Genomic DNA, 13445 nt, shown 5'->3' with positions numbered 1-13445 from the left:
TCAGCCGTTGAGCAGGAACTCCTTGTTCCCGGCGTCCGGGCTGCCCTGGTAGGCCTCCTTCACGGTGTGCTGGGCGGCCAGGTCGTCGCGGTGCTGCTCCCACGCCGCCGCGGCAATGGCCGACTTCTCCATCGCGTCCCGGGCGGAGCCGATGGTGCCGTCACCGACGCCGTGCTGGGCGAGCGCCGCGACGTAGTTCTCGGTGCCGGCGCTGGAGAACGACGCGTGCACGGCGGCGGTCTGCGCGGCGAACGCGAGGGCGGTGGACAGGCCGGTGACCTCGGACGTAGCCATGGTGATCTCCTCGATGGTCTTGACGGTCGGGAACTGGTAGATGCGGGCGTCGGGACGGTCGTCGGTGGCCGCCGGCTGCTGCGGCACGATGTGGATGCAGGCCGGGCACACCAGCTGCCCGTCGACCTGCTGCATGGGCTTCTGGTGCCACGAGCACTTCGGCGGGTTGACCCCACCGGCGAACAGCCCGCCCGGGCCGGCCAGTGCGTTGAGCACGTCGTCGGCGGTCAACTCGTCTTCGTCGTCACGGTTGGTCGGCTTTCGCATCTCGGCCTCCGCCTCCTCGCGTCGGTCACATCCGGCACATCTCGCAGAGCCAGGCTGCGCGGGCGTCTCACGGCACTGCACGCACGTCGGCTCCTCGTAGTCGCCGGTCGGGCGCATCCCCGCCTTCCACTCGGCCTCCCGGCGCTCGTTCGCTTCGTCGAGTTCCTTCCAGAACGTGCAGGTCGGGCACTCCTCGCCGGCCGGCACGGTCGTAACGAGGCACACCGGGCAGAGAGGACCGCCGGTCGGGAAGGCAGGCGGCCGGTTCTCGTGCCGGTCCTCGCGGACCACGTCGACCATGTCGTCGATGGGTACGCTGAGCCGCTCGGCGGCCTTCTTCGCGGCCCGACTGCGGCGCCACTGGGTGTTAGCACGGAGGAAGTCCTCCGTCGCGTCGTCCAGCCAGCCGCGCGCTCCGTACCGCGCCTGCGACTCGCCTCGCTTGATGCGCTCCATGCGCTCCCGGTGGCGCGGGGGCGTCTGTCCCTTGACGGCGTAGAGCACGTCCTCGGCGCCGCGCTTCGTCATCCAGGTCAGCACCACGATCCAGAACAGAACGTCGAGGCCCATCAGGCGACCCTCGCCGTCTTCTTCGACGCCTTCGCCGGCAGCGCATACTTCGCGCCCAGCACCACGCCGATCAGGCAGATCACCGTCAGCCCGATCGCAGGCTGGTCCCCGAACCACTCCGCGAGCCCGTCCCGCAGGGCCCCCTTCAGGTCGTCCGCCCAGCCCTGCACCGTGTCCCCGAGGTTGCCGGGCACAGCGGCGGCCACCGACGGCGCCGCGAACGCACCCCACAGAGCGATGCGCTCCGGCAAGGCGTCCCACAGCAGGTCCAGCAGAACGCCGAGAGTGATGGCGAACAGCAGGGCCACCGGCACCCACTTCCACGGAATCCACCCAAGCGCCGTGTCGAGCCAGTCACCGAGGAACGTGGCAACGGCGAACGCGCCGCCGAGGAACGCCATCACCTGCGTGATCCAGGCGAGGACGAACTGGGGCAGGTCGGTGAGCGACTCCTTGATCCGCCCCTTCCACTTCTTCACGTCGATCTCCTTCGGCTCAGAGGAACAGCCACAGCGCGAGGTCCGCGCCGGGCTTGATGAGGTGGTCGACCAGCCAGGCGACCGGGGGCAGGAAGGTGAGGAGCTTGACGGTGACCGCGACGACCACGAACCGGCCGGGCCGCTCCGTCAGCCACTCCCACAGGCGGGCGGCGATCAGGTTGGGGGCCGCCCAGCCCCGGAAGTAGGCCATTCCGAGGGCGCGCAGGACGCCGTGGAGGGTCGGCGTGTACCGGCCCCGGGTCGCGTACACGCGCATGGTGGCGAGCGCGGGACGCCGCTCACCGAGCAGCTCCGGCGGGGTGAAGTACGGGCCGAACTTCGCCAGCCACGCCCACGTGTCGAACGGGCGACGGTCACTGTCCGTCATTGCAGGTTGCAGGATCTCGGCCTCGTTCAGGGCCGTTTCGCGCTCAGCGGGCAGGTCGGGCGATCCTGCATTGCAGGTTGCAGTTCCACGCTGCGTCACGTCGAGGCTCACAGCAGGTCCCCCGAGATCGCGCCGAGGAACCCGGCGAACAACGCGGCGAGCGCCAGCACCACCGCGTACGCGAGGACCAGGTTGGACAGGCTCGTGTCGCCGCGGCTGTGGCGGCGGCTCGGGCTGGTGGACGGCTCGTCGAGGGCCAGGTCGATGTCGTGGTCGACGGTGTGGGACATGATGGGTCTCTCCTTCTGGGAGTGCGGGGCCCGGTCCGGCTGTAGGAGGTGGGGCCGGGCCCCGCGGTGTGGACGGGTCAGGCGGTCAGGTCGATGTCGAGGCGCTTCCACCAGGGCAGCCGCTGCTCGGCGGCGATGACCCAGTCGTTCGCGGCCAGGTACGCGTCGGTCTCCTCGACGCTCTCCTCGGCGACCTCGGCGAGGCGGGCGCGGGCGCACCGGTAGGAGAAGCGGGCGATACGGGTCTCGTGGCTCATCGGCCAGCGCAGCCGGCGCAGGGCTCGCAACATCTCAGTTCTCCTTGCTGAGCTGCTCGAACAGCACACGCGCCAGGCTGGCGGGCATCTGCCCCCGCTGGATGGCACCGAGCTGCGCGTACCGCTCCGCCAGATCGAGCCGCCCCAGATCCCGCGCCCGGGAGAAGGACGTGCGCTCGTTCTCGGCGGACGCCTTGTCCAGCAGATCGGCGGCCTTCCTGAGGTAGTCCGCCTCCCCAGCAGGTACCCGGGTGGTGCCGGTCTCGTCGTAGGCAGTTCCGTACATGGCTGTCTCCCTCTCAGACCGCGGCGCGGTCGTCGGTGTCGGCGGACTCAATGGCGAGCGCCGGGTGGTCGACGGGGATGCTGTTGAGCACCGCCCGCACGGTCCGATCGGTGGTGTCGGCGGCAGCCGCGATCTCCTTCCGCGTGCCGCCCGGGTTCCGGCGGAAGGCGGAAATCACGCGGGCCACAGTGGCGGAACTGACGCCGTCCACGGGCGGAACATCAACCGGAAGAGAAGGCGGAAGAGCAGGCGCCTTCTTCCGCGTCGGCGGGGCGGAAATTTCCGCCTGCCGACGGGCCCCGGCTTCCGCCCGCTGCTGAAGCCGAGCGATCACCTGCTGGGACTTCGCCAACTCCTCGGCGAGCGTCTGACGCGACTCGGCCAGAGCCTCAAAGCGCTGCTCAGCGGCCATCTTGTCGGCGACGGCCCGCTCCGCCATCAGCCGCGCCTCCTCCAACTGGCCGGCGACCCGGGCGGCCTGGTCGGACGCCTCGGCGGCCTGGGCGCGGGCGTCACGGGCGGAAGCCTGAACCTCCTCGGAGTGCCGGATCAGGCGGGCGATTTCCGCCTCCGACTCGTGGCTCTCTTCCGCCCGCGCTTCCGCCTCGGCGTCGGCGCGCTCTTCCGCCTTCCGCCGCAGCTCGGCTTCCGCCCGGGCGGTCTCTTCCGCCTCGGCGCGCTTCCGCTCTTCCGCCTCCAGCGCCGCCTCAGCTTCCGCCCTCTTCCGGTCGGCGTCGGCCGCTTCCGCCCGCGCCTTCCGGGCGTCAGCGGCGAACTGGTCGTCACGCTTGGCAGCCTCGATCTCCTCGCGGGTCTTGCCGGTGAGGGCCTTCACCCGCACCACGACGATCGGCGCGATGCAGGCGACCGCCATGACGAGGCCCCACGGCACCTGCTCGCCGTCGGTGATGAAGACGGGCACCAGGTGCACGGCGATCTGGGAGAACAGCATCAGGGCGAGGCTGATCGCGACGTCGAGCCAGCGGCGCTTGTGGAACGCGGTGATCACGTACACGTCGAGCATCAGCGGGTACAGCCAGGCGATCCACACGGCGAAGTGGGCCATGACCGCGAGGTCGAACTCGCCCTTGGCGGTAAGCAGGACGGCGGTGCCGAGGGCGATGCGCTCGCCCCAGACGGCGAGCTGGTCCCGGTCGCGGTTCTCGTCGGTCTTCACTGCTCCGCCCCCACCTCAGCGGCAAGGGTGGCGCCGCCGTTGCCGTCGCAGACGTAGAGCAGGGCGTGGTCGTGGCCGTGGGCCACGGTAAGCCGCCGGGCGGTCTCGCACGCCTCGTCCTGGGTGTCGGCGCTGAACCGCTCGGTGCGCTGGTAGCGGCGGTCGCTGCCGTAGAGGTCGGCTCGGAAGTCCATGGCGGTCACCGTACAGCCATATCCGTAAGGCAGCAAGGTGCGCTAGGCTTCGCGTTACCAAAGAACTTGCGGCATCAGGCAGTAAGGTCAGCGAGAAGATCAGACCGACCGAAGGAGCGCCGGATCATGGGACAGCCGAGGTGGACCACCACCTCCGACCAGTACCTCAGCCCATCGGCCGGCGACGCGTGGGCGGCCGAAGCCGCAGCGGCCGGCGAGCGGGGCAGCCAGCGCATCCTCGACGTCGAAACCGTCCCGGCCCTGCCCGACATCGCCGCGCATCTCGGCCTACCGGCCGGCACGCCGGTCGTGATCCGGCGCCGGCTGATCCTCGCCGACGACAAGCCCGTGGAGATCGCCACCTCGCACTGGCCAGCGAGCATCGCGGAGATGACCGTCCTCGCAGACCCGGCGAAGGTTCCTGGCGGCACCGCCCGGTTCGTCGGCGAGCTGGGCTACATCCCCGCCGAGGTGCGCGAGGACGTGACCGCCCGCTGGTCCACGCCCTACGAGCGGACCACGCTCCACCTGGAGCAGGCCGAACCGGTGCTCAAGCTGACCCGGATCCTGCTCGACGACACCGGCCAGCCTTACCAGTGCGACATCAACGTCATGCGCGCCGGCCGCCACATCCGCTACGTCCGACAGGCAGGCTGAGCCATGCCCACCCCCCGCGACCCCCGCCCCCGCAGCCAGCAGATCGCCGCCGACCTGCGCGCCGACATCATGTCCGGCGATCTGCCGGCCGGCGCGAAGCTGCCCTCCACCGCTGCCCTGGGCGCGAAGTACGACGCCCCCGGCGCCACCATCCAGAACGCCCTCGGCATCCTCAAGGCGGAGGGCTACCTGGAGGGTCAACCGGGTCGGGGCGTGTTCGTTCGCGGCACCCAGCAGCGGACCATCACGCCCGCCGACTACGCCAAGCCGTCGATGCCCGGCCAGCCCTACGCCTGGATCACCGAAGCCGCAGCCCACGACCGGCGCGGTGCGTCCCGGCTGCTCGACGTCGGCGAGCTGCCCGCCCCCGTCCAGGTGGCTCGCGCGTTCGGCATCGAGGCCGGCGATCCCGTCGTGCGCCGCGCGCAGCTGCTCACCATCGACGACGAGCCCGTCGAGCTGGTGCACACCTTCTACCCGCGCGACCTGGCCGCCGGCACGCCGCTGGCCGGGCGCAAGCTCATCAAGGGCGGGTCGCCGGCGGTACTCGCCGAGCTGGGCGTGGAGCCGGTGTCCTTCGAGGACGTCATCTCCACCCGGCCGCCGACGTCGGACGAGTTCGTAGCCTTGGACCTGCCGACGGAGGTGCCGATCCTGCGCACTTTCCGGGTGGCGATCGCGGCGAACGGCCGGCCGGTGGAGTGCCAGTTGATGGTGAAGGCTGGCCATCGGCACGAGGTGCGGTACCGCTGGCCGTCCTGATCGCAAGCCCTCGGGCTACTCAGCGCGTTACGGGGATCTACTCAACTTCGCACATGGCGATAAGATCGCGGTGAGCAGTCGGGGCACAACGGACAGTCGATCATTTATTGACCCCGGCTGATCGGCCACTCAGTCTCAACCACCCGTGCGACGGGCGGACATCTGTTCGATGATGGCTACTCGCATCCGGGCGGGACCACACTAGGGTCCACGCAGGAAGCTTTCCCAACGACAACTATCGGTAGGTAAGCGGTAACTCAGAGAAGTCCCGTCCACGGGACCACGGCGATCACCTGGGGGAGGTGAGGGCCACGACCAGCATCGTCCGCCGTCTCATACTCGGGGCGGCCATCACCGGCGGCGCCATCCTCGGCGCACTCGCCACCGACCAGGCCGCCGCGCACGCCGACCGGCCGCCGGCCGTCGAGCAGCCGGGGGGTCTGCTCGACGGCCACGAGCTGCCCGACCGGATCCCCGGCCACCGCCTGGACCCACGCCCGGACCCGCCCCGCGACGAGCCGGAGCCCGAGCCGCAGCGCGACGAGACGCCCCACACCCGCGAGGACGAGCAGCCGGAGCCCGCCGACGAGCCGGAGCCGGAACCGGAGCCGACCGACGAGCCCGCGCCGGAGCCCAGCAAGCCGGCCGAGCCCGAGCCGCCCGCCGACCCCGTCGTCGAGGTGCCGCCGCTCGACCCGCCGCCGATCGTCATCGACCCGCCGCCCGTCGTGGTCGACATCCCGCCGGTCGTCGTGGACATCCCGCCCGTCGCCGTGCCGACCACGCCGCCGCCGGCACCCGCGCCCGTCGATCCCACCCCAGCCCCGCCGACGCCGACTACTCCGGCGCCGGCCCCGGCCCAGCCGAGCGAGCCCGCCACCGAGGCGCCGCCAGCCACCACGCCCACGACGCCGCAGCCGGCGCCGGCAGTGCCGCCCACCATCGAGCTGCCACTGCCGCCCCTGCCCGTCGTCATCGGCCCCATCCCCGCCACCGGCCCGCCACCCTCCATCGCCGCACCGCCCGTCGCCGCTGGCGACGCCCTCGAGGTACCGCTCTGCTCGAGCAAGCGGCGGCCCAAACCGGCCGACCACGGCCGCGGCGTCGTACGCACCATCACCGACCAGGACCCCGGCGCACCCGCCGACGACGACGCCCCGATGCGCGACTGCCCGCAGCCCGGCGAGGAACCCGCCAACGAGCTGGCCCAGCCCGGCATGAAGCCACCCGGCGGACACGGCATCGACTTCGCCGCCACCGCCGTTGCCGGCCCGCCAGAACCGCCCGTCGAGGAACTGCTGCGGGCCCTCTGGCCACGCACACACCTGCCACTCGGCCGCGACAGCCACATCGACCCACGACCTGCCTGACCGCGCCCGCCCGCAGCAACACCGCGAGCACCGCGCCGGCACCCCGCACACCGGACCGGCAGGAGGCAGCTTCCCCGGCCTCCGATCACCCCGTCCCAGCACAACCTGATCGGAGCTGATCAGCACCATGCACGGCACCTTCCGAGCCCGCGGCAAGCTCCGCTGGGCCAGCGCCACCCTTGCCACCCTCGCCACCCTCGCCACCGTGGCCGTGGCCTACCGGCTGCACCGCGCGAGCGAACTCGGCACCGCCGACCTGCTCTCCGCCCTCACCGCGCTTCTGCTTCTTGTCGGCGCGCTGGTCACCGGCTGGCGCCTCCAGGTCCGCAAGCTGCGTGCCCGCGCCGAGGCCGCCGAGTGGGAGGCGAAGCGGCTGCGTCGAGCCGACCAGCTCCTCGACGGCGAAGAGGACCGGGCCCTCTGGGACTCCGTACCGGCCACCGGAGTAGACGCCGACACCTGCGGCATCGACGCCAACGTCGTCGCGCTCAGCCGCTACCGCTTCTCCCAGGCAGGATGAGCCGCGCCCGTGGGCTCCGTGTCCGTCATCACGAGGACATGGAGCCGGGCGAGGCCCGGATGGACTTCAACCTGCCCGAGGTGCCGTCCGACTTCAAGAGCCGCATCGAGGAGCTGGTCAACGCCGAGGTCGCCGCCGACCGGGCGGTGGCCGTGCGGGTGCTGCCCCGCGACGAGGCGCTCGCCCTGCCCGACATCATCCGTACCCAGTCGAACCTGATCCCGCCGGAGGAGCAGGAGGTGCGGATCGTCGACATCGTCGGGCTGGACGTCCAGGCCGACGGCGGCACGCACGTCGCCTCCACCGCGCAGATCGGCAAGGTGCAGGTGGTCAAGGTGGAGAGCAAGGGGCGGGCCAACCGTCGGGTCCGCGTACGCCTGGCCGACTGAACCGGGTGGCTCCCGGCGCCGGTCGTCGGCGCCGGGAGCCGGGCCGTCACACGAGATCGATGCGTTCCCGCTCGATCGGGTAGCCCGCCCGGGCGAAGGCGGCGGCCATCGGGTGGTTCGTCTGGTCGGTGGCCGCCACGATCTCGGTCACTCCCGCCTCGACGAGCAGGTGGGTGGCCTCGACCAGTAGGTCGTACGCGTAGCCGTGCCCGCGCTGCTCGGGCACCACGCCGACGAAGCCGACGACCGGATCGCTGTGGTTGCGGGCCGGCACGGTGACGCCGACCAGTTCACCGGCCGGCGTCCAGGCCAGCCGCCACCAGTCGCGCGGGCTCGGCAGCCAGCGCAACAGGTCGAGCTCCTCCCGCGCCGCCGCCTCCGGCCCGTGCTCGGCGGCGGCGCGGCGGGTGTGGGCGTCGAGACTCCCCTCGCCGATGCGGCGCAGCACGTCGAGGATCACGGCGTCGTCGGGTTCCGGGCGGAACTCCAACCGGCCGGGCCGGGCGGGCAGCCCGTGCTCTCGCGTCCACCGGTACCGGTACCGCGCGACCAGCGGGGACATGCCGGCGGCGGTCGCCGCGTCGATCCGGGCCTGCGCCTCCGCTCGGACGGCCGGGTCGTCCCGCCAGCCGGATGGCAACGAGAGGGAGTACTCGGCCCGCAGCGGCGCGGCGCGCAGCAGCCGGACCGCGGCCTCGTGGTCGGTGAAGTCGAGCCAGTCGAGGGCCAGCGGAGACTCGTCGTCCGGCCCACCCCACCAGGCGGCGCGGGCCACCACGGTGCCGGCGCGCAGGGCGACCCAGCTCCACTCGGGACGGTACTGGCCGTCGGCGGCCATGTCGGAGTAGTTGTCGCCGAAGGCGGCGCGCCCCACCAGCCTGGTGTGGGGCAGGGAGTCGAACAGTGCTTCCTCGCCCGCGGTGAGCGGGCGGATGACCAGGTCGGTCATGAGGTCCTTCCGGGTTTCGTGCCCCCGGCTCAGAACCGTGGTGCCCTCGTGGCCGGGCGGGAGCACAGCGATGTCGTGGACACGGCGCTCACCTCCCTTTCCTCGACGAGGGCGTGCCGGAACCCTAACAGCGGACCGCGGCCGCCGGGCAACGGGTTTACTCGGCGCGGCGGGCGCGCAGCGAGCGGACCTTGTGCCGGTTGCCGCAGCGCTCCATCGCGCACCAGCGTCGCCGGCCGGGGCGCGAGGTGTCCACGAAGACGAGGTAGCAGTCGTGCGTGGCGCACTCGCGGATGCGGTCGCGGTACGGGCCGGTGAACAGGTCCACCGCGTCCCGGGCGATGCTGGCCAGCGGCTGTCCGCCGCGCCGCCCCGCCAGGATCGGCCCGGGGGGTCAGGGCGTGGCGGGACCCGGCGGCAGGTGGGCGGCGCGCACGTCGAGCAGCCAGCGTTCCACGGCCGCCTCGTCCGGGCGGTCCGGCAGCGGGGTGCGGATCCGGTCGAAGTCGCGTTCCGCCTCGGCGATCAGGGCCCGTGCCTCGGCCAACGCGCCGCCGGCCACCCGCTCGCCGAAGCTGCGGAACCACTGTGGGTCGGCGAGCCGGATCTCCAGCACGCCGGTGGCGTAGAGCAGCCGGCCCTGGTGCACCAGCCGCGCCAGGTGCCGGGCGTGTTTGGCGGTGCGCCGCCGGGTGTCGGCCGAGAACGTGCCGTCGCCCCGGGACTCCAGCTTGCGGAACTGCTGGCCGGCGTAGCCCAGGTAGGCGTCGCGGACGCGGGGCGCGCTGAGGAACGCCGAGCGGATGGCGACCAGCCGGTCGCCGAACTCCGTACGGGTCTCGTAGCAGTCTTCCGGCAACCAGGCCAGCTCGGTGGCGGTCGGGTTGCCGCTCAGCGCCAGGCGGCACCACTTCGCCGCCTCGTGCAGGGTGATGTCGGGATCGGTGGTCACCACCGACTCGCGGGGCGGGCGCAGCCCGTGGAAGGCGACGGTGGGCGCGGCGAAGACGCCGATCCGGTCGACGTCGGAGCCCGGCCCGGCCAGCCCGTACGCGACCGAGCCGACGATCCCGGAGAGCAGCAGGTGCATGCCGGCGAGCATGCCGGACGACACGGCTTCGCGAAACCGGACTTCGGCTGTCAGGTATCGCTGACAGGCTCGCCGCATGACGAAACCGCTGACAGGAAAGATCGCGCTCGTCGCCGGGGCGACACGGGGCGCCGGCCGGCAGATCGCGGTGCAGCTCGGCGCCGCCGGTGCCACGGTCTACGCCACCGGCCGCAGCAGCCGGGCCGGCCGCTCCGAGATGGACCGCCCGGAGACCATCGAGGAGACCGCCGAGCTGGTCACGGCCGCCGGCGGCACCGGCATCGCGGTCCGGGTCGACCACCTCGTCCCCGAGCAGGTCCGCGACCTCGTCGCCAGGATCGACGCCGAGCAGGGCCGCCTCGACGTGCTGGTCAACGACATCTGGGGCGGCGACCCCCTGACCACCTGGGAGAAGCCGGTCTGGGAGCAGCCGCTGGAGGCCGGCTTCCGCAGCCTGCGCCTGGCGATCGACACGCACGTCGTGACCGCCCACTTCGCCCTGCCGCTGCTGATCCGCCGCCCCGGCGGCCTGGTGGTGGAGGTCGGCGACGGCACGAAGGCGTACAACGACGACCACTACCGGCTGTCGGTCTTCTACGACCTGGCGAAGACGTCGGTCAACCGGCTCGCGTACGTCTGGGGGCACGAGCTGAAGCCGCACGGCGGCACCGCCGTGGCGCTGACACCGGGCTGGATCCGGTCCGAGGCGATGCTGGAGCACTTCGGGGTCACCGAGGAGAACTGGCGGGACGGCGCCGCCAAGGATCCGCACTTCCTCATCTCGGAGACCCCGGCCTTCGTCGGGCGCGCGGTCGCCGCGCTCGCCGCCGACGAGGACCGGGCCCGCTGGAACCAGGCGTCCGTCTCAGCCGGCGAGCTGTCCCAGGTGTACGGGTTCACCGACGTCGACGGCAGCCGGCCGGACGGGTTCCGCTACATCACCGAGGTGGTGGAGACGGACAGACCGGCCGACGTGACCGGCTACCGCTGACCGGGCGCGACCCGGTAGACCGCGGCGGACCGCCTGGCGGCGTCGACCATCAGCTCCCGCAGGTCCGGCGGGCCGAGCACCTCCACCTCCGGCCCCAGGGACAGCAACTGGGGGTACGCGACGTCGACGGACTCGACGGGCAGGCGGGTCACCACCCACCCCTGCCCGTCGGGCTCGCCGGCCGCGGCGAGCGCCTCGTCGTACGCGAAGGGGGCGTCGGCGACGAAGCGGAGCCGGCGCAGGCCGACGGGGCTCAGCCGCATCGTGACCTCGGCCCGGAGCATGCCGCGCAGGAACTCCTCGGCCTGCTCCCGCCAGTATCCGGCCAGGTCGAAGCCGGCGTCCCGGTCGAAGGTCGCGGTCTGGACCCCGACGTGGGTGACCCGGTCCACCCGGTACGTGCGGTACGCGCCGCCGACCCGGCCGACGAGATACCAGACCCCGCTCTTGAGGACCAGCCCGTACGGGTGCGCCTCGCGTTCGACCTCGCGGTCGCCGCGCCGGTAGCGCAGCTCGACCACCCGGTCCCGCCAGACCGCGCCGGCCAGCTCGGTCAGCCACGGTGGCGGCCCTGCCTCCCGGAACCAGCCCGGCACGTCCAGGTGGAAGCGCTGCCCGGTGCGCACCGGCGCGTCGCGCAGGCTCGGTGGAAGCGCGGCGAGCACCTTCAGCTCGGCCGAGGCCACCGCGTCGGCGAGCCCCATGTCGCCCGCCGGTCCGGGCAACCCGGCCAGGAAGAGCGCCTCCGCCTCGTCGCGGGTCAGCCCGGTCAGCCGGGTCCGGTAGCCGCCGAGCAGCCGGTAGCCGCCGGCCCGGCCCCGGTCGGCGTAGACCGGCACCCCGGCGGCGGAGAGCGCCAGCACGTCCCGGTAGACGGTCCGCTCGGAGACCTCCAACTCCCGCGCCAGCTCCGCCGCGGTCATCGTCTCCCGCGCCTGGAGCAGCAGGACCAACGAGATCAACCGGGCCGCCCGCACGTATCCATCCTGCCGTGCCCGCTCGACGTCCCCAGCCGGCGGTCCGCCTACCGGGTGTACGGCGGCCACGACGTTGGCCGCAGCCAGCGGTAGGACCGGCACCGATGCGGCTTGACCCTCACGCTGCGTAAGGCCCCAGGGTGGGGTACATGAGTGACTACTACGACGCTTTCGAGATGAGTCCCGTGCCCGATCCGGGCCCGGACGCGGTTGCGCCTGAGCCGTTCCGAGGCATCTACGGGATGCCCGCGTTCGTGACGATCCCCACGAGCGACCTGGCGGCGTCGGTGGACTTCTGGACTCGTGGGCTCGGGTTCTTCGAGCTGTTCAGCATCCCCGGCACGCTCGTGCACCTGCGCCGGTGGGCGTTCCAGGACGTGCTCCTCCGCTCGGCGGAGAGCGTCCCGGCGCAGCCACCAGCGATGAGCTTCAGCTTCTCGGGCGTGCTCAGCCAGATCGATCCCCTTGTCGAGGCCTGTCGTGCGTTGAACCCGGACTCGGTCGACGGCCCCCGGGACACCCCCTGGAACACCCGCGACGTGGAGGTGATCACCCCCGAGAACGCACGGATCGTCTTCACGGCGGCGAAGCCCTTCGATCCGGCCAGCCAGGAGGCGCGGAACCTTGAAGCCATGGGGATCACCCCACCGGGCGGCGGTCGCGGCGACAATGCGGAGCATGCCTGATGCCACCGACGCCGACGGCCTGACCGTCGGCCAGGTCTCGACGCGGCTGGGCGTGACGGTCCGCGCGCTGCACCACTGGGATGACATCGGTCTGGCGCGACCGTCGCTGCGCACGACTGCCGGCTACCGGCTCTACACCGCCGGCGACCTGGAACGCCTGCACCGCATCGTCGTCTACCGGGAGATCGGCCTCGGTCTGGACAGCATCCGGGCCATCCTGGACGACTCGACCGCGGACGTGCCCGGCGCACTGCGCGCGCAGCGCATCCAGGTCGCCCAGCGGATCGACCGTCTCCAGCAGCTCAGCGCCGGACTGGATCGCATGATCGACGCCCACGAGCGCGGCCTGCTGCTGACCGTCGAGCAGCAGGCCGCGATCTTCGGCCCCCAGTGGGACCCGGACCGGCACGCCCAGGCCCGTCACCGCTACGGAGACACGACGCAGTGGCAGCAGTACGCCGAACGCGCAGCCTCTCGCAGCCCGGAGGAATGGCAGGCCGTCGCCGACACCGTTGCCGACCTCGACCGTGCCCTCGGCGACGCGATGGACGCCGGGGTCACCCCTGGCAGCCCGGAGGCGAATCGACTCGTCGAGCGGCACCGCGAGGTCTTTTCCTCGTACTTTCCCCTCACCAGGCAGATGCAGGTCTGTCTCGGCCGCAGGTACGAGGCCGATCCGGCATTCGCCGCCCACTACGACGGCATCCGTGCCGGCCTCACCACGTGGTTCCGGCAGAGCATCGACGCCAGCGCACGCGCTCACGACATCGACCCCGACACCGCCACCTGGCAGTAGAGCGCGGGTCCGGAGGCCCGGCCGGCTGCGATCACCCTCATGACCGGGTACAACTA

19 protein-coding genes and 1 pseudogene are annotated in these 13445 nt (G+C 72.3%); 8 read left to right on the top strand and 12 right to left on the bottom strand.

Features of this window, described 5'->3' with window-relative positions:
* The 8 genes from OG989_RS03990 to OG989_RS03955 form a co-directional block, all read right to left on the bottom strand.
* Positions 1 to 1131: a hypothetical protein gene (locus OG989_RS03990; RefSeq protein WP_327029692.1), complete on the bottom strand. Its 1131-nt coding sequence runs from the start codon at positions 1129 to 1131 to the stop codon at positions 1 to 3.
* A complete protein-coding gene (locus OG989_RS03985) occupies positions 1131 to 1610 on the bottom strand; it encodes a hypothetical protein (RefSeq protein ID WP_327029691.1) in 480 nt (159 codons plus the stop codon). The genes OG989_RS03990 and OG989_RS03985 overlap by 1 nt, the downstream gene beginning before the upstream one ends.
* 16 nt (positions 1611 to 1626) lie before the next feature.
* Positions 1627 to 1998, bottom strand: a complete 372-nt coding sequence (locus OG989_RS03980; protein ID WP_327029690.1) for a hypothetical protein — start codon at positions 1996 to 1998, stop codon at positions 1627 to 1629.
* Between the two features lie 107 nt (positions 1999 to 2105).
* Entirely contained in the window at positions 2106 to 2288 is a 183-nt protein-coding gene (locus OG989_RS03975; RefSeq protein WP_327029689.1) for a hypothetical protein, read from the bottom strand.
* A gap of 77 nt (positions 2289 to 2365) precedes the next feature.
* Positions 2366 to 2578 (bottom strand): hypothetical protein, encoded by a 213-nt coding sequence (locus OG989_RS03970; protein WP_327029688.1) that lies wholly within the window; start codon positions 2576 to 2578, stop codon positions 2366 to 2368.
* Position 2579: 1 nt separating this feature from the next.
* Positions 2580 to 2831 carry a hypothetical protein gene (locus OG989_RS03965; protein WP_327029687.1) on the bottom strand — a complete coding sequence of 84 codons (252 nt, stop codon included), beginning with the start codon at positions 2829 to 2831 and terminating at the stop codon, positions 2580 to 2582.
* A 13-nt stretch (positions 2832 to 2844) separates the two neighbouring features.
* Positions 2845 to 4008 (bottom strand): hypothetical protein, encoded by a 1164-nt coding sequence (locus OG989_RS03960; RefSeq protein ID WP_327029686.1) that lies wholly within the window; start codon positions 4006 to 4008, stop codon positions 2845 to 2847.
* Positions 4005 to 4202, bottom strand: a complete 198-nt coding sequence (locus OG989_RS03955; protein WP_327029685.1) for a hypothetical protein — start codon at positions 4200 to 4202, stop codon at positions 4005 to 4007. Before OG989_RS03955 ends, OG989_RS03960 begins: the two co-directional genes overlap by 4 nt.
* Positions 4203 to 4328: 126 nt before the next feature.
* Between OG989_RS03955 and OG989_RS03950 the strand changes: the two genes are divergently transcribed.
* The 5 genes and pseudogenes from OG989_RS03950 to OG989_RS03930 all read left to right on the top strand — a co-directional run.
* Positions 4329 to 4859, top strand: a complete 531-nt coding sequence (locus OG989_RS03950; protein WP_327029684.1) for a GntR family transcriptional regulator — start codon at positions 4329 to 4331, stop codon at positions 4857 to 4859.
* A gap of 3 nt (positions 4860 to 4862) precedes the next feature.
* The gene (locus OG989_RS03945; protein WP_327029683.1) at positions 4863 to 5621 is read left to right on the top strand and encodes a GntR family transcriptional regulator; all 759 of its coding nucleotides are present in this window, start codon (positions 4863 to 4865) and stop codon (positions 5619 to 5621) included.
* Positions 5622 to 5923: 302 nt separating this feature from the next.
* Positions 5924 to 6991: a hypothetical protein gene (locus OG989_RS03940; protein WP_327029682.1), complete on the top strand. Its 1068-nt coding sequence runs from the start codon at positions 5924 to 5926 to the stop codon at positions 6989 to 6991.
* A 127-nt stretch (positions 6992 to 7118) separates the two neighbouring features.
* Positions 7119 to 7511 carry a hypothetical protein gene (locus OG989_RS03935; protein ID WP_327029681.1) on the top strand — a complete coding sequence of 131 codons (393 nt, stop codon included), beginning with the start codon at positions 7119 to 7121 and terminating at the stop codon, positions 7509 to 7511.
* Positions 7512 to 7546: 35 nt separating this feature from the next.
* Positions 7547 to 7900, top strand: a pseudogene (locus OG989_RS03930) (alanyl-tRNA editing protein); the annotation flags it as partial.
* Positions 7901 to 7946: 46 nt separating this feature from the next.
* Here the strand turns inward: OG989_RS03930 and OG989_RS03925 are convergent.
* The 3 genes from OG989_RS03925 to OG989_RS03915 all read right to left on the bottom strand — a co-directional run bounded on the left by OG989_RS03925 (position 7947) and on the right by OG989_RS03915 (position 9939).
* On the bottom strand, positions 7947 to 8849 hold the full coding sequence (locus OG989_RS03925; RefSeq protein ID WP_327029680.1) for a GNAT family N-acetyltransferase: 903 nt from the start codon (positions 8847 to 8849) through the stop codon (positions 7947 to 7949).
* Positions 8850 to 9006: 157 nt separating this feature from the next.
* On the bottom strand, positions 9007 to 9177 hold the full coding sequence (locus tag OG989_RS03920; RefSeq protein ID WP_370518902.1) for a CGNR zinc finger domain-containing protein: 171 nt from the start codon (positions 9175 to 9177) through the stop codon (positions 9007 to 9009).
* A gap of 66 nt (positions 9178 to 9243) precedes the next feature.
* A complete protein-coding gene (locus tag OG989_RS03915; RefSeq protein WP_327031104.1) occupies positions 9244 to 9939 on the bottom strand; it encodes a nucleotidyltransferase domain-containing protein in 696 nt (231 codons plus the stop codon).
* A gap of 76 nt (positions 9940 to 10015) precedes the next feature.
* Between OG989_RS03915 and OG989_RS03910 the strand changes: the two genes are divergently transcribed.
* Positions 10016 to 10930 (top strand): SDR family oxidoreductase, encoded by a 915-nt coding sequence (locus OG989_RS03910; RefSeq protein ID WP_151452986.1) that lies wholly within the window; start codon positions 10016 to 10018, stop codon positions 10928 to 10930.
* Here OG989_RS03910 and OG989_RS03905 read toward each other — a convergent pair.
* Entirely contained in the window at positions 10921 to 11907 is a 987-nt protein-coding gene (locus tag OG989_RS03905; protein WP_151452987.1) for a helix-turn-helix transcriptional regulator, read from the bottom strand. The two genes, OG989_RS03910 and OG989_RS03905, sit on opposite strands and share 10 nt — an antisense overlap.
* A gap of 149 nt (positions 11908 to 12056) precedes the next feature.
* Between OG989_RS03905 and OG989_RS03900 the strand changes: the two genes are divergently transcribed.
* A complete protein-coding gene (locus OG989_RS03900) occupies positions 12057 to 12593 on the top strand; it encodes a hypothetical protein (protein ID WP_327029679.1) in 537 nt (178 codons plus the stop codon).
* Positions 12586 to 13389 (top strand): MerR family transcriptional regulator, encoded by an 804-nt coding sequence (locus OG989_RS03895; RefSeq protein ID WP_151452989.1) that lies wholly within the window; start codon positions 12586 to 12588, stop codon positions 13387 to 13389. The genes OG989_RS03900 and OG989_RS03895 overlap by 8 nt, the downstream gene beginning before the upstream one ends.
* Positions 13390 to 13445: the final 56 nt, after the last annotated feature.

Source organism: Micromonospora sp. NBC_01740, assembly GCF_035920365.1.
In the GTDB taxonomy this organism is placed as follows: Bacteria; Actinomycetota; Actinomycetes; order Mycobacteriales; family Micromonosporaceae; genus Micromonospora; species Micromonospora reichwaldensis.
This window is presented reverse-complemented; position numbering and strand designations above follow the sequence as displayed.